At 47.2% G+C, this 20,533-nt stretch carries 21 protein-coding genes, 1 tRNA gene and 2 pseudogenes; 4 read left to right on the top strand and 20 right to left on the bottom strand.

Going from position 1 to position 20,533, the window contains the following annotated elements:
• Positions 1 to 172: 172 nt before the first annotated feature.
• From DUT67_RS13935 to DUT67_RS13880, 12 genes are all read right to left on the bottom strand, one after another.
• Positions 173 to 475: a TrbM/KikA/MpfK family conjugal transfer protein gene (locus tag DUT67_RS13935; protein WP_113631739.1), complete on the bottom strand. Its 303-nt coding sequence runs from the start codon at positions 473 to 475 to the stop codon at positions 173 to 175.
• Between the two features lie 43 nt (positions 476 to 518).
• Positions 519 to 1,535: a P-type DNA transfer ATPase VirB11 gene (virB11, locus tag DUT67_RS13930; RefSeq protein WP_113631738.1), complete on the bottom strand. Its 1,017-nt coding sequence runs from the start codon at positions 1,533 to 1,535 to the stop codon at positions 519 to 521.
• On the bottom strand, positions 1,525 to 2,748 hold the full coding sequence (virB10, locus tag DUT67_RS13925) for a VirB10/TraB/TrbI family type IV secretion system protein (protein WP_113631737.1): 1,224 nt from the start codon (positions 2,746 to 2,748) through the stop codon (positions 1,525 to 1,527). The genes virB11 and virB10 overlap by 11 nt, the downstream gene beginning before the upstream one ends.
• Complete coding sequence (gene virB9, locus DUT67_RS13920; RefSeq protein ID WP_113631815.1) at positions 2,745 to 3,635, bottom strand: P-type conjugative transfer protein VirB9; 891 nt, start codon at positions 3,633 to 3,635, stop codon at positions 2,745 to 2,747. The genes virB10 and virB9 overlap by 4 nt, the downstream gene beginning before the upstream one ends.
• Entirely contained in the window at positions 3,635 to 4,318 is a 684-nt protein-coding gene (locus tag DUT67_RS13915) for a virB8 family protein (RefSeq protein WP_039558378.1), read from the bottom strand. Before DUT67_RS13915 ends, virB9 begins: the two co-directional genes overlap by 1 nt.
• A 220-nt stretch (positions 4,319 to 4,538) precedes the next feature.
• Entirely contained in the window at positions 4,539 to 5,579 is a 1,041-nt protein-coding gene (locus DUT67_RS13910) for a type IV secretion system protein (RefSeq protein WP_113631736.1), read from the bottom strand.
• Between the two features lie 11 nt (positions 5,580 to 5,590).
• Positions 5,591 to 5,815 (bottom strand): EexN family lipoprotein, encoded by a 225-nt coding sequence (locus DUT67_RS13905; RefSeq protein WP_039551199.1) that lies wholly within the window; start codon positions 5,813 to 5,815, stop codon positions 5,591 to 5,593.
• Positions 5,816 to 5,825: 10 nt separating this feature from the next.
• The gene (locus tag DUT67_RS13900) at positions 5,826 to 6,542 is read right to left on the bottom strand and encodes a type IV secretion system protein (RefSeq protein ID WP_113631735.1); all 717 of its coding nucleotides are present in this window, start codon (positions 6,540 to 6,542) and stop codon (positions 5,826 to 5,828) included.
• Between the two features lie 23 nt (positions 6,543 to 6,565).
• Positions 6,566 to 9,313: a VirB3 family type IV secretion system protein gene (locus DUT67_RS13895; RefSeq protein WP_113631734.1), complete on the bottom strand. Its 2,748-nt coding sequence runs from the start codon at positions 9,311 to 9,313 to the stop codon at positions 6,566 to 6,568.
• Between the two features lie 9 nt (positions 9,314 to 9,322).
• Positions 9,323 to 9,604: a TrbC/VirB2 family protein gene (locus DUT67_RS13890; RefSeq protein WP_113631733.1), complete on the bottom strand. Its 282-nt coding sequence runs from the start codon at positions 9,602 to 9,604 to the stop codon at positions 9,323 to 9,325.
• Positions 9,601 to 10,266, bottom strand: a complete 666-nt coding sequence (locus DUT67_RS13885; RefSeq protein ID WP_113631732.1) for a lytic transglycosylase domain-containing protein — start codon at positions 10,264 to 10,266, stop codon at positions 9,601 to 9,603. The genes DUT67_RS13890 and DUT67_RS13885 overlap by 4 nt, the downstream gene beginning before the upstream one ends.
• Positions 10,267 to 10,344: 78 nt before the next feature.
• Complete coding sequence (locus DUT67_RS13880; RefSeq protein WP_113631731.1) at positions 10,345 to 10,566, bottom strand: hypothetical protein; 222 nt, start codon at positions 10,564 to 10,566, stop codon at positions 10,345 to 10,347.
• A 487-nt stretch (positions 10,567 to 11,053) separates the two neighbouring features.
• Between DUT67_RS13880 and DUT67_RS13875 the strand changes: the two genes are divergently transcribed.
• The gene (locus DUT67_RS13875; protein WP_145984873.1) at positions 11,054 to 11,899 is read left to right on the top strand and encodes a hypothetical protein; all 846 of its coding nucleotides are present in this window, start codon (positions 11,054 to 11,056) and stop codon (positions 11,897 to 11,899) included.
• Between the two features lie 330 nt (positions 11,900 to 12,229).
• Here DUT67_RS13875 and DUT67_RS13870 read toward each other — a convergent pair whose 3' ends face one another.
• The 5 genes and pseudogenes from DUT67_RS13870 to DUT67_RS13850 all read right to left on the bottom strand — a co-directional run bounded on the left by DUT67_RS13870 (position 12,230) and on the right by DUT67_RS13850 (position 15,590).
• Positions 12,230 to 12,439 (bottom strand): TraR/DksA family transcriptional regulator, encoded by a 210-nt coding sequence (locus DUT67_RS13870; RefSeq protein WP_113631729.1) that lies wholly within the window; start codon positions 12,437 to 12,439, stop codon positions 12,230 to 12,232.
• Entirely contained in the window at positions 12,429 to 13,013 is a 585-nt protein-coding gene (locus DUT67_RS13865) for a DUF2857 domain-containing protein (protein WP_113631728.1), read from the bottom strand. The genes DUT67_RS13870 and DUT67_RS13865 overlap by 11 nt, the downstream gene beginning before the upstream one ends.
• Positions 13,014 to 13,029: 16 nt before the next feature.
• Positions 13,030 to 13,224: an AlpA family transcriptional regulator gene (locus tag DUT67_RS13860; RefSeq protein WP_025918863.1), complete on the bottom strand. Its 195-nt coding sequence runs from the start codon at positions 13,222 to 13,224 to the stop codon at positions 13,030 to 13,032.
• Positions 13,225 to 13,377: 153 nt separating this feature from the next.
• A pseudogene (locus DUT67_RS13855) lies at positions 13,378 to 14,290 on the bottom strand (hypothetical protein).
• 463 nt (positions 14,291 to 14,753) lie between these two features.
• The gene (locus tag DUT67_RS13850; RefSeq protein WP_113631727.1) at positions 14,754 to 15,590 is read right to left on the bottom strand and encodes a MipA/OmpV family protein; all 837 of its coding nucleotides are present in this window, start codon (positions 15,588 to 15,590) and stop codon (positions 14,754 to 14,756) included.
• A 205-nt stretch (positions 15,591 to 15,795) separates the two neighbouring features.
• Between DUT67_RS13850 and DUT67_RS13845 the strand changes: the two genes are divergently transcribed.
• The 3 genes from DUT67_RS13845 to DUT67_RS13835 are packed head-to-tail and all read left to right on the top strand — an operon-like array spanning position 15,796 to position 18,349.
• The gene (locus DUT67_RS13845) at positions 15,796 to 16,473 is read left to right on the top strand and encodes a response regulator (protein ID WP_113631725.1); all 678 of its coding nucleotides are present in this window, start codon (positions 15,796 to 15,798) and stop codon (positions 16,471 to 16,473) included.
• Positions 16,473 to 17,861: a HAMP domain-containing sensor histidine kinase gene (locus tag DUT67_RS13840; protein WP_113631724.1), complete on the top strand. Its 1,389-nt coding sequence runs from the start codon at positions 16,473 to 16,475 to the stop codon at positions 17,859 to 17,861. Before DUT67_RS13845 ends, DUT67_RS13840 begins: the two co-directional genes overlap by 1 nt.
• 50 nt (positions 17,862 to 17,911) lie before the next feature.
• The gene (locus DUT67_RS13835) at positions 17,912 to 18,349 is read left to right on the top strand and encodes a hypothetical protein (protein ID WP_113631723.1); all 438 of its coding nucleotides are present in this window, start codon (positions 17,912 to 17,914) and stop codon (positions 18,347 to 18,349) included.
• Between the two features lie 117 nt (positions 18,350 to 18,466).
• Here DUT67_RS13835 and DUT67_RS13830 read toward each other — a convergent pair.
• The 3 genes and pseudogenes from DUT67_RS13830 to DUT67_RS13820 all read right to left on the bottom strand — a co-directional run.
• Positions 18,467 to 18,853, bottom strand: a pseudogene (locus DUT67_RS13830) (transposase); the annotation flags it as partial.
• 104 nt (positions 18,854 to 18,957) lie between these two features.
• Entirely contained in the window at positions 18,958 to 20,211 is a 1,254-nt protein-coding gene (locus DUT67_RS13825; protein ID WP_113631722.1) for an integrase arm-type DNA-binding domain-containing protein, read from the bottom strand.
• Between the two features lie 161 nt (positions 20,212 to 20,372).
• Positions 20,373 to 20,448 (bottom strand) — tRNA-Asn (locus DUT67_RS13820).
• Positions 20,449 to 20,533: the final 85 nt, after the last annotated feature.

Genomic DNA, 20,533 nt, shown 5'->3' with positions numbered 1-20,533 from the left:
AATTAGCAATTTCTTTGAAATTGAATTTACTCGCCTTACACCACTTTTAAATTTCTGCTATTCGCATAAAATTAAAAGCCTAAAATCGTCGACCGGTGCCGAGTTTGCCATCCAAATTTGACAGGGGGAGCGGTAACAATTCAGATATTGTTATTGCTGTTTTTCTTTTAGTTCAATTACGCAAACGGCCAAATTTATTAATTATCTGGTCGATTATTTTCGGCTCGGCTGATTTGCATTCTATCAATAAGTTTCTTCGGGCGTCGGCGGTACGATTAGGTTGAAATCCGTGTCTGTTCTTTTTCACAATATTAAAGAAAGATCGTTCAGCCGACTGACATTCATTTCCTCCACTATTACCGGTTGTCTTACCGTACAGACATAAAACAATCTCACAGGCATCAGCAGCCATTACGGAAGAGGGCAGTAAAAAATTTATGCAGAAAAGGCAGGCTGTGAATATGATTGTTCTCATATCAAATACCTTTATTGGGAATGAGGGGGCTTTAACGGTTCATCTATCTGAATGATTTCTTCATTTGATGAAGGTGTACAGGTTTGAAATAAATATCTCCCATCCGACGAATATCACCGTGAATATCTACGCTGACGATGATATCCACGCATTTAAGCACCTTGCGTAACAGCACATCGAACGGGATATTTTTGCAGTCAGGGTTCTCATAACAGCGGTCAATGATCCCTTCAATACACTCTTCCGGGCTGCCTGCGTGCAGGGAGGTGATAAGGCCTTCATGCCCTGAACCGATAATTTTCAGCGCATCCCACGCTTCCCGCCCACGAATTTCCGCCAGCAGAATCCGATCTGGATTCATTCGATAATTCGCTCTGATAAGTCTGCCGGGTGTGATAATCGCCTCGTCTCCGGCATCCGCCGGGTAAAACAGATGAACATAATTAGCGTGGTAGTAAAAACGGATTTCAGGATTATCTTCAATCGTGGTTAGCCTGAGATGTGACGGAATATAGTGCAGCAACGTCTTCATATAGGTGGTTTTACCAGAGCCGGTTTCACCAACAATAAAGATCGTTTTACCGTACTCGACGGCCTTTTCGATAAAGTGGGGAATATCACCATTGTTGTAGCATCTGGTCAGTTCATCATCTTTACCTTCATTTCTCTCCTTACCGGCTATCCGATTATAAAAACCGGCATCAATCCAGGACTGATGTGTTTTCTGCTCAAATGACGGGTTTCGCAGCGTAATAGATACAGTATCCCGCTCACAGGCTGGGGGAATAATAGTCTGGACACGTTCACCTGATCCTAATGTGGCGGAAAGGATAGGGGAGGTATCATCGATATTGTCCTCATTCCATGAGGCCAGTGCTTTGGCAAAAGCATGGCACTGACGTAACGTAACCGGAGAATCATGCTTCTGCCATCGACCGTTTATTTTGGTGTGGATCTCTCCGGGGCGGTTAATGGCGATTTCCGTCAGGCCATCCAGTTTGAGATAATCGCCGAACAACTGGTTTTTCATAAAATCCAGCGACAGGTTTTCAGCGTTCATACCACCTCTTTTTTAGACGCAGTTGATAAACGGAAGAGAAGTCGATATCCGTACCGGTCATGATGCCGATCACATCGCCCTGATTGAGGTACATCGTGGGCGGGATATTGATGCTGTTTTCTAACGCCGTTTTCGCCATTTCTGACGCGGCAGAGCGGGTGTTTTCGGTGTAATCGGTATTGCGGTCTTTCCCCGGAGCTGAATCTGATGCGGCGGCAGCCACATCTTGTACGGTGCTCAACATCAACGCATTGCCGAACCGTTCCCAGAAATGGGTATCAATCCATCCGCTAATTCCAGCCTCACCCAACGGGCCGGTGGCTTCGGTATCAATCAGCGGGATTTGCAGGCTGCCGGGTTCCGGTGTGCGTAATTCCGTCCAAATGACAAACATTCGGCTCCGGCCATGTTGCAGCGCCCCGGTGCGGTAGATGCCTCTGGCGACGCTTCCGGCAGGGAGCAACTTCACGTGATTGTTAGCGCTATAGACATCTTCGCCGATAAGGCAGGAAATACGACCGCCCACATCAGAGACAAAACGCCGCATCATCGAGCACGGAATATAACGATCAACTGGCAGGTAAAGATTGGGATCGAGATCCAGTCGCCTGACGCTGGTCACTTTTGCGACACCGGGATTGGCGTCGTTAGTCTCTGTGCCTGACATGGTTGCAGGTGTGTCTTTGCTCTGCGTGCCGGAAGGTGCAATTTGTGAAGCCTGAGTATTACCGCGTTGTGTGGACTCAGCGGCACTACTTGAGCTATCGACCAGTGCCGCCGCCTTATTTAAAGCAGGTGGCTCTGACGGTGATGCCGTCTGTATTGGGTGATTATCTGTTGCGGTTTCCTGTTTGTCCTGACCGAATAGCCCGAACGGATTGTTGTCCATACCGAGGTTTTTACGCTCATGTTGCCCTGTACTGGCTGATGGCGGTGCTGGGGTTTCAACCGACTGATTATCGCTTTGCTTTAATGCGACAAGGAAGCGATCTCCACCCAATGCCAGTGCAATCAGTGCGCCCAGACTCAGCAGGCTGACCACCAGCGTCCGGCGGCTGGAGGCTTTTTTGAAGCGGGTCACTTCAGGTTGGCCGGGAGGTGTGTTTTGCTCTGGTGCCTGACTCGCCATCGTTGAACGGGCGCGTTCACGGGCTTCAGCCTCCAGCTCCGCCACGGTTTTTTCCGTTGTCTCTGAGTCTGCTTTATCAGTCATCTGGCCTCCAGTGTGACGACAGGTGAAACGGTGTCACCGCTGCCAACGGTGGCGTTGCCGAATGACGTATTCTCAATCCCGACTACCGAACCGCCATAGCGCAACACCAACTGTGGAGACATTGCCCGCACGACGACCACGGTGTAGTTTCCGTGTTTGGTTATGCGGGGTGTTACAGTCTGTTCCTGCCCGTTAACGACCCGGAAGATAGACGGAAGGATTTTGACGGGAGAAAAACCGAGATAGATAAAGCGGCCATCATCGTAAGCGAAATCAGGTGCAATGGACGCTGAACCGGCAGCGACTCGCTTGGTATAAAGCCAGTTACGCGGCGTGGTAACCTGCTCAAATGCTGTCGTTATCTGCTGCTTTTCCTGTGTTTCACGCAGGAGTTTCAGACGCGCTGCGCTGGCTGCCTCTGATCGCCTGCGCTCGTCATCCGGATAGCGAAAACGAATAATAAAGGCCTGTGAAGGCGAGTCATTCTCCAGTACGTTCAGTTCCAGACTGTAATCGCGCTTTGATGTCACGACAAAGAGATTGGTTCTCCACTCGCTCGCCGTTGGCAGAAACACTTTATTGACGTTGTTGCCGTTATCATCGGTTACCGGTTGGGTTATAGGGTTTGGGCTGACAGCTACCCGGTTATCGCTTTTTGTGACTTTCCAGCCCTTTGGAAAACCCGCTTGTGCGTCGATGACTTCTTCATCGTCATCAAACAGGAGTGTGGTGAGGTAGCCGGGGCGGGTGTTGACGATAGTCGCATTTTGGCTGTTATAGGTGACATTTTGCATTCGGCTGTCATAGGTGCTGCTGCGCGGTATTGCCGCGCTCCAGGCTGTGGATGACATCAGAAGGAGCCACAAAATCACTGTTTTTTTCAGCATCATTCACCTCTCAGTTCTTTATCGCGCTGATAGCTGGTCACAATGAACCCCAGCGGATTCACTTCTCGCTGGCTGTCTGTAAGTTGTTTTCGTGGGAGGTAGCGATAAGTCAGCCGGATGTTCCAGACATCTGTTTTAACCGAGTTATCGACAATGCGGCGGATAGTCCGTTTAATGCGTAGGGTTGCCAGATGGTCAGGCGCTGTCGCGGTCGCGTGAACGTTGGAGATAATGTCGATAGATACGACATATTCCGCTTTATTGAAAATGACATCGGGTGCCTGATTGCTGTTAAACCCGTCGAGATAATCCCGGTTCACACTGTCGCTGTTGAATAACTGCACATCGTCATAATCGCGCTGGAGAGCAAAATAGTTATAGCCCTCGCGGAGCCTGACGTAATGCGCCGCTAACGCCTGAGCCAGTGCTTTCTCTGTGGAAATACTCTGCTCTTTAATCCGGGTCATATATTCATAGCGCCCGGTCTGTTTATCCACCGACCATAATTCGATTTCGGTGGTTTTCAGCGGTAGCAGAATGATCAGTGCGGTGATCGCCATTGCGGCCAGAGAAAACCCTATGGCTGCTATTCGCCACGCTATCCTTTTTTCCCGTTCATCCTTTTCCAGCAGGACAGATTCAAAGGCACGGGATGACGCAATGATGTTTTCTGTTTCAGACATGCTTTGTCAGCTCCTGAATAATTGCGGGAGAATTAACTGGTTGAGGATCGCCAGATACCGGCGGGAGGTCGTGCCGATGCTGCGCACAGCCCGTGAGGACGCACAGCATCAGAAAGACGAGGCTGGATTTCATATCGATACCTATGTTTGTCGAAGACAGAAATGCCGTACCGGCGGCGGTTGCCACGGCACGCGGTGGAGAGACTGCGTTAGGAGGGGATTAGCGGTTACGCTGTTGGTTGAAACGTTTCATGCTATCGATAGACGCCGCACGTTTTTGCCATGCGGATAGGGCTTTGCTGGTGCCTGCGGCGATAAGTGAACCTGTTGCAGTAGCGGCGCTGACGCCCGCTTTTGTCGCAAGTCGCGCACCTGTCGCACCGGCTTTCATGACCGGTTTCGCTGCGTCAGAAGACGGTTTAGCCAGCCCACGTAGACCGCCCATAGCGGCACCCTGTAGTGCTGCTTGAACGGCTACGCCGCCTAGTGCATTCGCGATTTTGGCTGAAAACCAGATAATGACACCGGAAATAACACCCGCAACGCAGCACTGAACACCCAGTGTGATGATATTGGCGCTATCTGCAAAGTTAACCGCTTTATCTAATAAGCCATTGAGATAATTAATGACAATCCTGATGGATAACGCGGAAAACATAATCGTCAGGATCACCGTGAAGATAATTTTCAGCCAGTTGTTAAACATTGGAATAAGGAATCCATACAGCAGGCAGAAAATAAATAACGGTGCAGTGGTGGTCATTAATACAATGATAATTCCGGCTAACAGGTTAACTGCCGAACCAAAGAGCAGAGTGACGATTGCACCTCCCCAGACCAGCAGTTGGGCAATACCGCCGTTGAGTTTTACATAGGTGGAATCATCCTGTTGATAAAGCTTTTGTCCTATCATTTGCGCTTTCGCCCAGACGGTATCCAGTAACACCCAGACGTTGTCATCACCGCTGACGCCGTCGGTTAATCCGTTAATGGCCGAAATGGCTAAATCCAACCAACCATCGAGATTTAAAACGAACGTCATGATTAATAGCATTCGCCCGACATCCCATATGACATCTTCTACAGGCGTTTGGAGTTTTCCAGCCAGGGTTTGATAACCCCGATAAATGACAAATAACGTGAAGGAACTGACGGTAATAACGCTTACCATATCGCCGTACACGGAGGTTTGTCCCCGCAGTACGGCATGTAAACCGTCAGTGATCGTGTTGTTCATTCCAACAAACATACCACCTGACATAGATTACCCCTTTAATTCAAATCGGGAACCTTGGCATTTTCCTGACGGAGTTCAAATCGCGCTTCTCGTGCATTTTTGCAATCTTGGGAGTCATCGCCGGATGATTCACACGCTTTATATCGCTGGTTCATTTCATCCGGATGTTCTTTGTACCATTGCGTTGATTTCGGGTTGTCACACCCCGACAGAAATAATGAGCCTAAAATAACTGTAAAAATGCAAAGTGACGTTTTCATTCTTACCCTCTCAATGGTTAAGGTCAGGAATCGGAGCGGCGAGTTGTTGTTCATTGAATGCTTTTTGCCGTTGTTGAGTCAACATCACGGATCGCTGTTCAGCCTGTTTGACCGACATTTCCCATTGGCTGGTTAATGCGTTCAATTGTACGCTTTTGGCTGCTACCGCGTTAGCCAGGTCCTGTGACTCTTTCGAGTCTTTGGCGTTGGCAATACGGTCGGATAAGTCTGATATATCGTTTAATGTGCTATTAATCTTGTTTTGAACATCGCTGGTACTCTCAATTGAGACCGCCTTATTGAGAACAAGTTGTTTGCAACTTTCCAGATAACGTTGCGATGAACTGGACTGATTACAAATATCGAACGATTGATATTTTTTATATAGGCGCTGAAGGTCAGAAGAATAATAACCGTTTGAGTTGGTCAGCAGGTCATCCAGTGAAATACCATTTTTACGGAGATGCTCGATATCGTTTTTTAGGCTTTTCGCCTCGCGGAGAAATCCCTGAATATCTCGTATACCTGTTGCGGTCGCTAATTGCTGCTTATAGGCATCAAGCTCGCTTTTATAGTGAGTGACCGTTTCCTGCCATTGCTGGAGTTTCTGTATCCATTGGTTAATCGACTCGGTATTACTGGCGGCATCAAATACCGGGATACCGGCACTTATCGCTGGTGTAGACATCAATAGCGATAACGCCAGAAATATTTTTCTGGTCTGCATGGTGATGATCTCCGGGGTGAATATCAGATTGCCTGCTTAAGAAACATTTCTTTCCAGTCTCTGGGTGACATGCCTTCCTGATAAATGGCATCAAATATTTTCAGGTTGTCTTCGCTGCCGCTCAGGATTTTGGTGATGTTTCCGAGGCCCGATAAATCCATCCTTGCCATGGCGACAAACGGGCGAGTTTCACCAGCACGCAGTGGTGTTTTCAGGACAACCATATAGTGCTCGCTCGGATCAAGGTTGCGAACAATGTCGTAAACGCTTTCAGGGACTTTCATTTTCTCCACGTAATCCGCACGGCTGGCTTTGGGGTTAGCGAGAAAGATTTGCGTGCTGCACTGCTCAATAATCGCCGGAGCGATGGGATGTCTGACGATTTCATCGGGCGACTGGGTAGCGGGGATAAAAATGCCGTTCAGCTTGCGGATCACTTTGAGCATATTGAGGGAGAATTTAGAAAACTCGACATCCGCCAGCCATTTCCAGAATTCATCCATGAACATTACCAGTCGGCGACCATCCAACAGACTGGTGACGCGATAGAGCAGGTAGAAGGTGATCGGCCCACGTATGTCGTCATCATCCAGGAATTCCGTACCGTCGATACCAAAGTTATCAATATTGCTGATGTTGAATGTGTCCTCCTCGTTATCGAACACCCAGCCGAATTCACCGCCCTGCGCCCACTGTTTCAGGCGTATACGCAGACCGTTGGTCCGTGCCTCTTTGGTCGGAGGTTCGGGCAACACTTCCAACAGTCGGGTAATACCATAACGGCGATATTCCGGCGGATAGTCCAGCATGATGGTGTCCACCGCAGTGCTGATACGCTCTTCATCGCGGGGATCGAGTGGCTTACCGTCACGACGGCACAGCATCCGGAGCAGCCGCTTGATAAAGCTGATATTCCGCCGGGTAGGCGGAAGTGAGAACGGGTTGAATCCGGTAGGGATACCGGTCCGGATACGGAAATAGCGCCCGCCCATCTGGCGGATCGACATCTCCGCCGCTCTGTCTTTATCAAAGTAAACGGTGGTCAGCCGTTTGATGGTGGCAGAAGCGGAGAATGTCGCCGGATTGCGGTACTTCTGCATGAGCTGTTTCATCATCGTCATCAGTAAAGTCTTTCCTGAACCTGTTTTACCGATGATGGCGGTATTACCCGGCGTTTTCTCATTGAAGTCATTTCGTCCTGCCTGACTGTCATGCAGGTTCAGATAATAACCGCCACCACCGGGGGATTTCAGGATGGCGATAGCCTCACCCCACGGATTGCCGTGACGTTTGTGAGGATGAAAGTTATGCAGACTCCCCATATCCGCGTAGTTTTGACTACTGACCACTACCAGACGTGGTCGCAGCGAGTAGACGCCGGGGAGTTGAGCCAGATAAGCGGCAGGTAACGACAACGTAGACAGGGATGTCATGATACCTAGATCGTTAAAAGGCTGAGCCAGTGCATTGGTCTCCTTTACCACCTGATCGGCGTTGGCGGACGAGACCAATAGGGAGAAGTGATACTTGCCACAAGACACATGCCCGGACTGGAGCAGATCGCGTAAGACGATCAATTCCTCACGCTGTGAAATGGCGTCATCGTCGGTTGAATTCAGCCGTTTTTCCGCCAGTCGGATATGATTTTGCGCTTCATCCCGTGCCATACAGGTGAAAGATTGCGTCAGGACATACTCGCTTTCAGCATACAGCAGCGCATCCAGCAGCCCGGTATAGGTCTCCGGTGAATAGTCTTTAATTTCCAGACTGCGGAAAAAACGGGAGCTGCCCACCGTCTGACATTCGGCGGTATCGGTAGTGAAGAACACATCCGGCGTGCTGAGTGTGTGATAAAACGGTGTGCTCGTCACTGCCACGTTCTGCCATTTCCCCGCCATCAGGCGATGGTAGAAAGCCAGTTGCGAAGAGTAAACCCGACCCTTTTCCTCATAGAGGCCCAATGGTGTTGTCACGTAACGTGACAGGGCGGTGTTGATGGCTTCATGGTGCTCCAGCATCCCTTTCAGAGCATCATCCAGCGCCGCTTTCCTTTTTCCGGCTGGCTGCGTCTTCATGACTTTTTTTTCCAGCGTGGAGAAAGGGGCATAACAGATGGTGAAAAACAGCCGATGCCGCCAGAGTGGTTTCTCTTTTAGTGGCTGGTAATAGCGTTCCGTGACTTCATCTGAAAAGGGAATGCCCGAACTGGCCTCAAAGCCATCCTGATATTTCTCCCGTATGCGGTGGATATAGAAGGTGATAGGTAGCCCTTCATACGAGCGGATCAGGTTGTTAAGGTGGCTTGCCAGCAATGTCAGATGATGTTCATCCTCACATTCAAACACAGTGCCGCCCAATTCCCACGTAGCGACTAAATCACTGGAGCGATTTCTTATGATGTGAGGATGAATGTGGGAGGAGTAAGGAATGTATTTATCCAGCGTGATGCGCTCGTTTAATTTCATCTTATCGGTAAACTCCGAAACATCGACGGCGTCATAGTGGTTTGCCAGCACTGCATTGGCACCGAAATAGCGATTCGTGGCAAATCTCCCACGGGTTTTAAAGGCCAGCCACAGCAGTCCGAAATAATGAATATCCGTTCGGGCTTTTGCCTTCATTTCCAGCCAGGCAGGGATTAATAACAAGGTAAGGTAATAGCTGGTGTAAACCGACAGCAGGACGATCGCCCCGCTGACGATCACGAACGGAACGAGAGGGATACCCATAATGGCGGCAGGGCGGGTTAGTGCTTTGTTCAAGGTGGTCATCGGCTCCCCCTAGGATGCCCAATAAGCACCAAAGCCCGATGCGCCGACAATCAGGATGGCTCCGATAATGACGTTACGCATGTCATGCAGGCTTTTACCGTCAAACAGCACCTTGTAACCGACCCACATGGTTGCCAGCGTGATCGTGACGGCGGCCAACCCAAGCAAACCACTGGACGTATTACTCAGCGTATCGTTGGCTTTATTAAATCCGCTCCCTGCTGCCGGCGTCTGTGTCGACATCAACAGGGAAGAAAGAGCAGGCCAGTATTTACGTTTTTGCATCGTCATTGCTCCTCATTAATTACAGGTAGAGATACATCGCCGCGAAGGATGGCGTCGGGATAGTGCAAGGAGGCTAAATTCGGTGTGGTTTTATCGGTAAGTTCACCGCGCAGGACGGTGGGCGGATAATGAATCTCTGAATTGGATTGGCTGGTGGTACTACGCTTGAAATCTTCCCGCGTCGACGGGACCGCATAGCCAATACGCTGGATATAACTGGTTTGGTTAAAGGCGGATTCTGGCAACTGACCCGTATCGAAATTGCCGGAATAGTAGCAACTGAGTGCTCTTTTCAGCGTGCCGCCTCGCTGGGAGCAGTCGGTGAGGATACGCTCAAAAATGGACAGATTGGTGCAGGGATCTAACAAGTCATGGGCGGTCACACCGTAATGCCGGAAATTGGTGCTGGTTATTTGCATCAATCCCACCGAATAACGGCGACCTTTTTCTACCACCTGTTTGATGATGTTGACGGCAGCTTGCTTGCTGGTAGGCTGATGAGAAATGATACCTAGACTGCCGGGTTTTCTCTCTTTCTTTGGCACAATTTCAGCGACGGCATAAGGATTAAAGCCGGATTCTACTTTTGCCACATCAGACGCGGTGGATGGGTGAATAGTGGCGGCACACTGCATGACCGCCGCCATAAAAGCAGTGGGTGAAAGCATGGTTGCCTCGGTAACAAGTCTAGCCACACGTAGCCATCAGATAGTCGATGGCAAGGGAAAAGGAGGGAGAGTTGAGCGTTAATCGTGCTGAGGTGCTTGCGGCGTATCGCTATCATCCTTGGGTTCAAGAAGCACCAGTTTGCCGGAGACAGCAATACCGGGTGTTAGTACGATGTTCAGTCCGGGTTTGCAGTTATGAGCGAACGCTACGCCGACTTTTGTCCAGTAGGTGTTCTTCTCTCTGCTGGTATCGGGTTGGCTTTCCTGCGTGACAAACACGTGATAGGTAGGTTTTCTCATGCTATTTCCTTTCATAAAAGTTATGGCGAATTAACTCAATCGATCACATCCCGATTCTGCATTCCGGTTTCAACGGGTCAGCGAGAACATTCAGCGGCACCCTGAATTGTGGTTATGTGACAGCCCGGTTCATATTTTTAAAGAGCAATACCCGCCCCGGACGAATAAACGTCCATAAAGCTCGCCAGTGGAAGGTGGCGTGATTAGCGTGCGATATTGGCGACAGGATGAGAATGAGAAAATCAAAAAGGGAATGAGAGAGAAAATGTGTAGTGTGGTAATTATTTATAATAAATTAATTTCATTATATCGGATTTGAACTAGTGCTTTTTTGGCTCTGACCGCTATATCTAGCATGAGTGAAAAGTTTGTGTCAGAAGTTGTCGTGAATTATTAAGAGAAAGCATAATCACTATGCAGATAAGCTACGGCATGTTATCTTTGATATACGATGTGATTTTATAATGAATGGGACTAAGATTTTATCATGGAAATAAAACCGATGAAAAAACTGTATTTCGATCATAACGTAATTATTGATATAAAAGATAAAAGAAAGCCATCTGTCGTAGAAAAAATTGAAAGTATGGATAGGGATAAATATCAGGTTTTGTTCAGTCCTGCACATGTTGAAGAAGTTGCAGCATTAAAAATGCATCATGGGCGAGGAGATGATGAAATTAACTCATTCCTTGAGTTGTTGGCAAGAATCACTAACTCACATGCGTTACTCCCGTTTAAAAGAAGAAATATTGTTCAGGTAAAAAACTTTGGGGTATATGTTTCTATTGAAAATCCTAGAGATACATATGGTAGAGTTATTGCTGAGTATGGAAATAACAGCATAGCCGAAACTCTTCAAAAAGAGAAAATTGCCAAGGGTGAATCTCTAGAGAAAAGAACAGGCGTTACGTCAAGAGAAACAAATTCAATAGATATTCAAAAGGAAATCGATATATTCAAACCGAGACTCCATGGAATTATCCTTGAGAATTATCAATCTGCCCCTCCTATTTTTAGTGAATACCTTCCAGCACATGCTCCAGATTGCCATGAAATAAAATTCGATTTTTTAGGTAAGTATTTTCCTTTGCACGAAATGACCATAGAGAAAATATTTGAGTTTTTTGAGGTAAGGAGATTCTACCCAGACAAGTCTACCCAGTTTTTGTCGGGGTTACACGATACAACACACGCAATATATGCTGCGTATTGTGATGTTTTTGTAACAAATGATAATAAGTTAAAAAATAAAGCGACGGAAGCTTATAAATGGCTTGGCGTTAATACATTAGTTCTAACCCCCAGCGAACTCGAAGATTATCTAAATTGATAATATAATTTTTTAATTAACTCGATGGTTTTATATTAACTAGATAAGAATTATTACTGGAGTGTTCCCGAGGTATATAGGAATTTTATGTGAGCTCGGGTGCACTCAATTACTATTTAGTAAAGTCAAATACCTACTCATCGCCAACGATTAAGTTTATTTTTGTTCTAACACAAAACACTTTCAGAGCAAGTTTTAGCTAACAAAAATAAGCAATGGTGGTGATGGTTTTTGGTTCAATATTTTACTTGTTATAATATTCATGTTATTTATTAAGATGATAAAAACGCACAGCGAAGATCATTTCTCTGCGCGTCTGCTTACATATTATCAGCGTTGGCGGCGCTCAAGTATGGTTTGGCATTCCGTACAGGTTGCCACGCCCGGCAGGGTTTGCCGTCGCTGCTCGGGAATAGGTTCACCGCACAAACGACAGTATTGTAATGAGGGTGTGGCTGCTGGCTTAAAACGATTCTGTTCAATCATTTCTTCCAGACGTTGCTCATTAAATTCCTGATCGCGATCGATCTCATCTGGCATGCGATGTCCTCCTGTTCAGTGCTTCTTTCTCACAAAGAGTGATACGGTTCCAGACGGCGGTCAGGGAAGGCCCTTTTTCCCTAGAGGACAACGATTCAGTGACCTGCATCATTGCTTCTAGTGCGTCAGGTGTATCAAGGTTTTCAGCGCGGTTCTTTTTCCATAACAGCCAGATTTCGGCATCAATGGCTTCATCTGGGATAGGCGTTCGGCCATAAGGGATGGTGACACCCAGCAACCGGCGGCGAGTGCAGACTTCATTCGAGGTGAGGCCAAAAAAATGATTAAGGAGTGCAATAGATCCCCCCAATCTGATGGCCCGATTTATCTGCTGCTGGCGCTGCGCTTCCTGATGGGACAGCGTCAGGATCTGTTGTAGAGTGTCGTGGCGGACAGTGATCGACATAAACTGTGCCGATGCCCGGCTGACGATAAACAGTTCGTCGAGGGATAGCTGATTGAGGGCATTCAATTCGTCGAATGTGAATCCTAACGTTTCACAATAACGAAAATTACCTTCCTTGAGTGCGGCAAGGGCGTTTGTTAATACCGCGTAATTCAGTGAGGGGAACATAATGCTATATCTCCCTTCAGCGCGTTAAGCGGTTAGATAATTTGAAGTTAATCCATTCGTCAATTTCAGATTCAAGCCAAGCCACACTGGCTGGTCCAATCTTTATTGAAGATGGAAAGGCACCTTCTTTCATGTACAGGTAGATTTGCGAGCGTTTCAGGCCGGTTTTTACTTCCACTTGTTTCAGACGTAATAACTGATGCGATGTCATAAATACCTCCAGTGCAGAAATGGGATATTCCCGGAGATGACAAAAAAACACAGTGAGGGAAGGAGTGAAAGTAGAAGAGCCCGTATTACGGACACCACAATCCTTAATACGGGTTTTCAGATTGGAGCGTGTAACATCATTTTAATTGGGGACCTAAATGGACGTAGGCGAACCACGTTCAAGCGCTGTTTTTAAGGTATCGCCGCTGAATCGGTCGGTCATGCCTTCGGCTGATGCCCACTGTTCAAAGATGGACAGAAGCTTATAAGGTTGCCTGATTAATGGTCTGATAGACTCATTGTTTTTACAGGCAAGCCAGAAAAGTCGAGATAGCGGTGTCGATATTCGTGTTGAAGATAGTGGGTCCATTTTTTTCTTGGTCACGATGTTAATTAATTTATCAAGTTCAGAGTTTCTAATGACAAAACAGGCGTCACGAGGTAGAACATGAGCAGGAAAATACTCTTTTTCCAAGTAACAGTTTATTCTCTGAGAGAATATTTCTTTGTGTACATCTTGTGCAATATTCTTAGGGAGTCTCATGATTTGTTGTTTTATCCTTTTCTTCCATGTTACCCTTTCGAATAGTTGAAATATTTCACCCTGTAAGATTACTGTTATGCCATGATTAAATCCAATGGCTCCTGTTACCGGTAGAGGGATTTTAAGAGAATAGGCAAGTAATTTCTGTATTAGAACATGTTCATATCCCATTAATTGGGTGTCAAGAATTCTCTGTGTGGGTATTATATATGCACCGTTAGTGCTAACAATAAAATTATATTCGTTAATGAAGGTTGTTTTATCAAAAAAACATAAGCGATTAATTAATGAAGGTTCTGATTCCCTAAGCTTTACTTTGTTGTCTGATCTTTGAATTTTTCGTAATGCTATTGGTGATTGAAAGTAAATGGAAAGACGAATGCTACCATGTAATGCATGTCTGTAAATGTCATTTTTTTTTAATTTCCAGCCCTTTTGTATTTGTCATTTCAACTGCTTCACTTATAGTCATCCAGTCAGGAGAATTAGAGTTTGTACTTGGAAATGTTTGTTTTTTTGACATGGTAAACTCCATCATTTTATGGGGTTTTTCAAAAAAAATCACGAAATTGTTCAGTGATTTTTTCAGGGTGCGGGATCATACAACGTGATGATGTCTGAATTTTATTGAATGATAAGCGCCTCAGACGGCGTTTCCGGACCATGTCTGGCTGTAGGAAAAAAGAAGAACATATACCAGATTAAACTAATCCAGCACTCAAAATTCGCGACGAGTTTTTCGCAAATGCTAAAACTAATTCTGGTTTGGACTCGAGTTACTAGAGCCACTTTCACCGTCAGTTTTAAATTCATTTGTTGCTCCTCAAATAAGTACAGTTAATAACATAGCGCTGAGTGACATGGCATAATCGAGGCGATATGGTGAGTTGAGTAGCGCCCCATCATCTGAACTGGGGCGGGGGCGAATTTGTATTTATTGACAGTGCCTAGCCACAAGCTACCGCGAAGTACACGTCGAACAACGATCAGAAGCTATATGTCACCTTCAGGCTGCCCGTGGGCGATGTTTTTCGCTGAACAATTGGACTATTTCGTGCGTCACCAGCTAACTGCGTAAAACCTGCTGCGGCAACTACGCTCCAGTCTTGATTAAGCTTGTGCGTCCAGTCCATATTCAGTGAGTAGGCATAAATTCCAGACTTGGCATCATATCGAGTAAACCCCGATGCGGCCGACTGTGAAGCACTTACTCCGTAGTAAGTCTGCATGTACTTACTGGTTCCCCAACTACTGGTCAGCGCCAGCGTCACAGAGTTTTTCGATGACATATAAAGCGGGCTGACAATGCTGAAATGCAGAGCCTCACCATTGCTTCGCTGAGAAACCGGTACCTCAGCCTGCAATTGAAAATTAAGCCAGTCGGTCACCTCGTATCCTAGGCCAAGCATACCGATAGCTGAGCCCTTAACATCACCCATACCGCGCAGGTAGTCGCTACCGTAGCTGAGTGAGTCACTGTCCACGTCACGATCCTTTCGGCCTGCGCGATAACTCAGCGCAGCGCTGTAATCAAATTTGCCGATGTTGTTACCGTAACCGATACCACGCGTGGAGCTGACGAAGAAACCATTTACCATTGAGTAATCAATCACTAGGGCCGTCGTGACTCGGTTTTCATCCGAACCAGAATAACGTGGCGCAACCTCCACCCCTCCTCCTAGGGTCAACTCGTTGCCCTGTTTCTGTTCTGCTGCCAGTATTGGGGTTGCCAGTAATGCTAGGACGAATCCTGACAACAATTTTCCCAGGGTACGCCCCGAGAGTGAATGGAGGAACTTATGACTCAGTTCGATCTTTCTCATTAAGGAAATCCTTGTGGGTTCAACTGACTACGATACAAGCGGTTTTAAACGCCAGATTGCTCAGTTTGAATGCTGACCCTGAAGTTCTCATGAGCCAAAAATGAAGAAATACTGAAGTAAGTTCCAGTTCTGCAAACCTGATAGATTTACTGATACCGTTTTTTTCTTCAGACGTTCTTCATTCACTGTTGATAAAGTAACTATTGTGAAAATTCTCCTAATCGAAGACGACATCGATCTCGGCAATGGCGTACGTATTGCCCTCACAGACCAGGGATTAGATGTCATATGGGTTCGCCGTAAAGTGGATGCTCTGCATCAACTCGATGTATGCGTGCCAGAACTTGTATTGCTCGACCTCGGCCTGCCCGACGGTGATGGCATGAGCCTGATGGTGCGTCTGCGTCAGCAGTTCAAGGGGATCCCCGTCATCATCCTGACTGCTCGGGGCACCCTGCAAGATCGCTTGACTGGGCTGGATGCTGGTGCAGACGACTATCTCGTCAAACCTTTTGTTCTCGCCGAGTTATTGGCCAGGGTGAGAGCACTTGTGCGGCGCAGTTATGGTTTTCAGAATGAGGTGATAGAGATTCGAGGGCTATCTCTCCATGTGCCGACTCGTCGCGTGACCGTGAGCGAAAGGCATGTTGATTTGACGGCAAGTGAATACGCGCTGCTTGAAACGTTAATGTTGCGTGCCGACCGTGTTATGACACGTAGTTTTCTGGAAGAAAGAATCTTCGGTGCAAAAGAAAATATGAGTAATGCGCTCGATGTACATATGGGAAATTTGCGTCGCAAAATCGGTGACGGCTATGTGCGAACGGTGAGAGGTGTTGGGTTTGTCATTGATACCGTACCCATTCAGAAGGGGGGAGGTTGATGCGTAATTTTTGGCACTATCTGAGAATCCCAACGCTAGTACGGCGAATTATGATCGCCCAGATGCTATTACTCACGCTGATTTGGTGTATTTTTCTGACCTACATTTTATGGGATAACTTACGTAGCCCTCCAATGCTATCAGGCAGCAAAACCTATGAAACCATCCTGACAGTGGTGGATCGTATGGGGGATCGCCCGCGCGATCTAACCGATGTGCTGGAAAAATTCAGCAAGGCATTACGGGAAGGCTATGGCGGAGGTGAAGACCCAAAAATGTCAATCAGCCTAATCGTTCGGAAGAATAAAGAGATAATTTATTCATCTGATGGCGCTCCGGTAGGTGTGACAAACACCACTTATGGGATGATTCAAAGTATTCAGAGTAGCGGCCGCACTTGGACTAGCCGTACTCTGAAGTCTAGGAGCTCCGACACAGAGGTGACACTGCTCACTCCTGCTGGAGGCTGGAACTTCTTCATATACCTGAACTCGCGCGGATACTACATATTACCGCTGCTGGTATGCATTCCCTTTCTTTTGTTTCCTGCATGGCTGTCAATCCGCATTGCAATGCGTCCTTGGAACAAGGTGGCGAATGAAGTTTCCTTACGAACACCAGAAGATATTTCTCCCTTAAAAGCAGTACCAAAGCACAAGGAGCTTCGCCAAATAGTGGACGCGATTAATATATTCCTTGCTAGGGTACGAGAAAGCACTGAAAGGGAACGGACTTTCATTGCAGATGCCGCGCACGAGTTGCGCACTCCGCTGGCTGCAATGCGAGTCAATGTTGAGGCTTTACAGTCCGATGTAAGCAACTGTAGTCAACAGGAATTGCTTGCAGGGATTATTCGTAGCAATAGCCGTGCTGCTCGTCTCGTCAATCAGTTGCTGCTGCTGATGCACAGTGAAGCGCGCATTGACACTGTTATGGAGCCTGTGCCGCTGACGACGCTAATACAAGAGCGAATGGCTGAGTTGGCACCACTTGCTGCTGAGAGCAGAATTGAGCTTGAGTTCTACTCTCATGAGGAAGTCTGGATTACAGGTGTCAGGGAACGCCTGATGTCGCTGATCGACAACTTAATTGAAAATGCTGTGAAGTACAGTCCTGACGGCGGGCGGGTTGAGGTAGAGGTACGATCATTAGATAAATCCACTCAATTGCGTATCTCAGATGCAGGGCCCGGAATCAGGGTTGAATTGAGGGAGCGGGTGTTCGACAGATTTTTTCGTGATCCCAATCAGATACAAAGCGGGAGCGGATTGGGGCTTGCAATAGTCAAAGCGGTTGCGCAGCAACACAACAGCAGTGTTTTCCTAAGTACGTCTGCAGAAGGTGGGCTCATGGTTATTGTTGATATCCCAAATAAAAATTCCGTCTGAAAGAAAACGCGATTTTGATCCTAACCCTGCGTAGGACATTTACCAGAATAATGGAGCATAAATTGAAATATTTGGCCTTGGCTACAATATTATTTTCTATATCACTTAGCGGATGTGCCATAACCGTAAGCGATTTAAAAAATAGCAAATCATCTTTAGACGGCAGTTTCATTAGCAAGACAGGGTCCTCCGATACTTATCGAACCCTAAGGCACATGGCAAGACAATGTCTGGAATATCAGTCATATTCAGGAAATCCGGTCATCGTATTAAGCGAGTTCGACAGTGAGCGAAAAATAGGTGAGATCAATCAGAAGCTTCTTTCAGAGGGATTGTTTATCAACAACACACTAATTGAGATAGAAAACCATGGTGGTGACAAAGCTAAGATTAGTCTATATACAACTAAGAATATCTTGAGCACAGGTATCAGGTCACCAAATATAAGTGATATCAAGCGATGGACTGACGGCGATAGAGCCTGCTAATATAACTCTTAGCCATAAGACCAAGCATTCCATCCTGAAAATTAGCAATTACACTGAAATTGAATTTTTTCCACGCTTAACTTGCATATTTATAAGTGTACGGCCGTGTTGAAAGGGTTATTCCGGAGATAGCTTTACCTGCCATGGCAGCAGTTCGTTGACACAAGTTCACCAGATAGTCGGCGATGTCATTCAGCACGTGGCGCAGGTAGTGTCCCGAATCTATACCCGTCCAGTCGATAACTGCCTATCAGTTTGTACAACATCGCTCCTCTCTCACCTCCGAGATCGGAGCCGTAGAACAGCTAGTTTTTTGCCCCAGATTCACCAACCGCAGAGCATTTCCCGCGATGTTGTTATCCAATTCCGCCAGCCATTTTCTGCATCGTACGTAAGGACCAGTCACTGGTTTAGAGCATAAGCGAATGCTTCCGCCAGTTCGGAGTGCGCGACAGCGTTTTAATTTTCCTGCAACTAACCTTCCTACGCCTTTAGGAGCGGTTTCGCCATCTATTAACGTTGTTAGCTGAACAGGTAAAAGTACATAATCCTCAATGAGGCCGGATGGAATGATACGGCCTCATATCCAAGATTATGCCGTCTTAATGTTATCCCCTTGATCCCCAGATATACGGTGGCACATAGGCTTCCCTGCACGTATCCAGATAATCCGACCACCATTGCATCATCGCTTTTCGGGCATCGAGATATTCTGCTTTATGGATGTAAGCCGCTCGAACGCTATTGCGTTCCTGATGGCTCATCTGCCGTTCAACCGCATCCTGCGCCCAGAGTCCAGATTCCATCAGGGCACTACAGGCCATTGTGCGGAATCCGTGCCCACAGATTTCATCTTTCGTGTCATAACCCATCAAGCGCAGCGCCTTGTTGACCGTGTTTTCGCACATGGGTTTATACGGATTATGGTCACCGGGGAATATCAGTTCCTGATGCCCGGATATATCCCGTATCTGTTTCAGTATAGAGATGGACTGACGAGAGAGGGGAACGATATGTGGCGTGCGCATTTTGGCACCGCGCCCGGAATAACGCACACCAGGAATGGATTCACGGGTAGCCGGAATGGTCCAGATTTTGTTTCTAAAATCGATCTCAGACCAACGGGCAAAACGCAATTCGCTGGAACGGATGAACAGGTGCAGGGTGAGTGAGACTGCCAAGCGGGTTAATTCACGTCCTTGCTTGTAGTCCTCAATGCTAGCCAACAGCTCCGGCAGTCGCTCCAGTGAAAGGGCAGGGTAGTGACGTTTAACTGGAGGGGCGATAATGCCATCCAAATTTGCCGCCAGATTGTGCTCTATTAATTCCTGATGCACGGCATGACGCATGATGTTGCACATATGCTGCCGGGTACGGGCCGCCACTTCCAGCAAACCTTTTTTCTCAATCCCTTTCAGCAGATCGATGAAGTGGCGAGTTTTCAACTCTGTGACTGGCAAGTGTCCAATTATCGGGAAGATATGGTTGTTCATGCTGGCAAGCAGACGGGTGGCATGGTTCTCTGACCATGATCGGTTGCTTTTATGCCACTCCAATGCCACATGCTTGAAGGTTTTTTCTGGTGAGGAAGTGGTTCTTTCAGCAGAGCGCTGCTGTGCGGGGTTGATATTCTGCGCTAGCAATTTTCGGATACCGTCACGCTGTTGACGAGCTTCGGCCAGAGAGACATCAGGGTAGGCACCTAAGCCGAGGCGTGATTCTTTTCTATTGATGCGATATTTGAGATACCAGAGACGTGAACCGCCTGGATTAACTAAAAGGTACAGACCGTGAGAATCGGAAACTTTGAAGGGTTTAGCGGATGGTTTTAAGTTGCGGATTTTTGAGTCGTTAAGAGACATTTGGGGGTCACTCCGTCATCGAACCAACTTGACCCCAAATCTGACCACCAAATTCTCCCGATGCGGAGGGAAAACTGAAAATGCATCGGGAAGACTTTTCACGCTAACTCATTGAATCCGAATCATATAAGGATTCGCAAAGCGGCATGAAAACAAGAATTTGGCTCCTCTGACTGGACTCGAACCAGTGACATACGGATTAACAGTCCGCCGTTCTACCGACTGAACTACAGAGGAATCGGTTAAGTGCGATGGATAATAGCGGGAGCGTTTCGGGTTGTCAAAGACTGTTATGGCTCGGTGCGTTTGATTGCCGAACTAA

This window comes from Pectobacterium peruviense (assembly GCF_003312355.2).
In the GTDB taxonomy this organism is placed as follows: Bacteria; Pseudomonadota; Gammaproteobacteria; order Enterobacterales; family Enterobacteriaceae; genus Pectobacterium; species Pectobacterium peruviense.
This window is presented reverse-complemented; position numbering and strand designations above follow the sequence as displayed.

Coding starts and splice junctions, on each gene's coding strand:
- DUT67_RS13935 (WP_113631739.1), bottom strand. CDS start 475: ATGAGAACAATCATATTCACAGCCTGCCTTTTCTGCATAAATTTTTTA.
- virB11 (WP_113631738.1), bottom strand. CDS start 1,535: ATGAACGCTGAAAACCTGTCGCTGGATTTTATGAAAAACCAGTTGTTC.
- virB10 (WP_113631737.1), bottom strand. CDS start 2,748: ATGACTGATAAAGCAGACTCAGAGACAACGGAAAAAACCGTGGCGGAG.
- virB9 (WP_113631815.1), bottom strand. CDS start 3,635: ATGCTGAAAAAAACAGTGATTTTGTGGCTCCTTCTGATGTCATCCACA.
- DUT67_RS13915 (WP_039558378.1), bottom strand. CDS start 4,318: ATGTCTGAAACAGAAAACATCATTGCGTCATCCCGTGCCTTTGAATCT.
- DUT67_RS13910 (WP_113631736.1), bottom strand. CDS start 5,579: ATGTCAGGTGGTATGTTTGTTGGAATGAACAACACGATCACTGACGGT.
- DUT67_RS13905 (WP_039551199.1), bottom strand. CDS start 5,815: ATGAAAACGTCACTTTGCATTTTTACAGTTATTTTAGGCTCATTATTT.
- DUT67_RS13900 (WP_113631735.1), bottom strand. CDS start 6,542: ATGCAGACCAGAAAAATATTTCTGGCGTTATCGCTATTGATGTCTACA.
- DUT67_RS13895 (WP_113631734.1), bottom strand. CDS start 9,313: ATGACCACCTTGAACAAAGCACTAACCCGCCCTGCCGCCATTATGGGT.
- DUT67_RS13890 (WP_113631733.1), bottom strand. CDS start 9,604: ATGACGATGCAAAAACGTAAATACTGGCCTGCTCTTTCTTCCCTGTTG.
- DUT67_RS13885 (WP_113631732.1), bottom strand. CDS start 10,266: ATGCTTTCACCCACTGCTTTTATGGCGGCGGTCATGCAGTGTGCCGCC.
- DUT67_RS13880 (WP_113631731.1), bottom strand. CDS start 10,566: ATGAGAAAACCTACCTATCACGTGTTTGTCACGCAGGAAAGCCAACCC.
- DUT67_RS13875 (WP_145984873.1), top strand. CDS start 11,054: ATGGAAATAAAACCGATGAAAAAACTGTATTTCGATCATAACGTAATT.
- DUT67_RS13870 (WP_113631729.1), bottom strand. CDS start 12,439: ATGCCAGATGAGATCGATCGCGATCAGGAATTTAATGAGCAACGTCTG.
- DUT67_RS13865 (WP_113631728.1), bottom strand. CDS start 13,013: ATGTTCCCCTCACTGAATTACGCGGTATTAACAAACGCCCTTGCCGCA.
- DUT67_RS13860 (WP_025918863.1), bottom strand. CDS start 13,224: ATGACATCGCATCAGTTATTACGTCTGAAACAAGTGGAAGTAAAAACC.
- DUT67_RS13850 (WP_113631727.1), bottom strand. CDS start 15,590: ATGAGAAAGATCGAACTGAGTCATAAGTTCCTCCATTCACTCTCGGGG.
- DUT67_RS13840 (WP_113631724.1), top strand. CDS start 16,473: ATGCGTAATTTTTGGCACTATCTGAGAATCCCAACGCTAGTACGGCGA.
- DUT67_RS13835 (WP_113631723.1), top strand. CDS start 17,912: ATGGAGCATAAATTGAAATATTTGGCCTTGGCTACAATATTATTTTCT.
- DUT67_RS13825 (WP_113631722.1), bottom strand. CDS start 20,211: ATGTCTCTTAACGACTCAAAAATCCGCAACTTAAAACCATCCGCTAAA.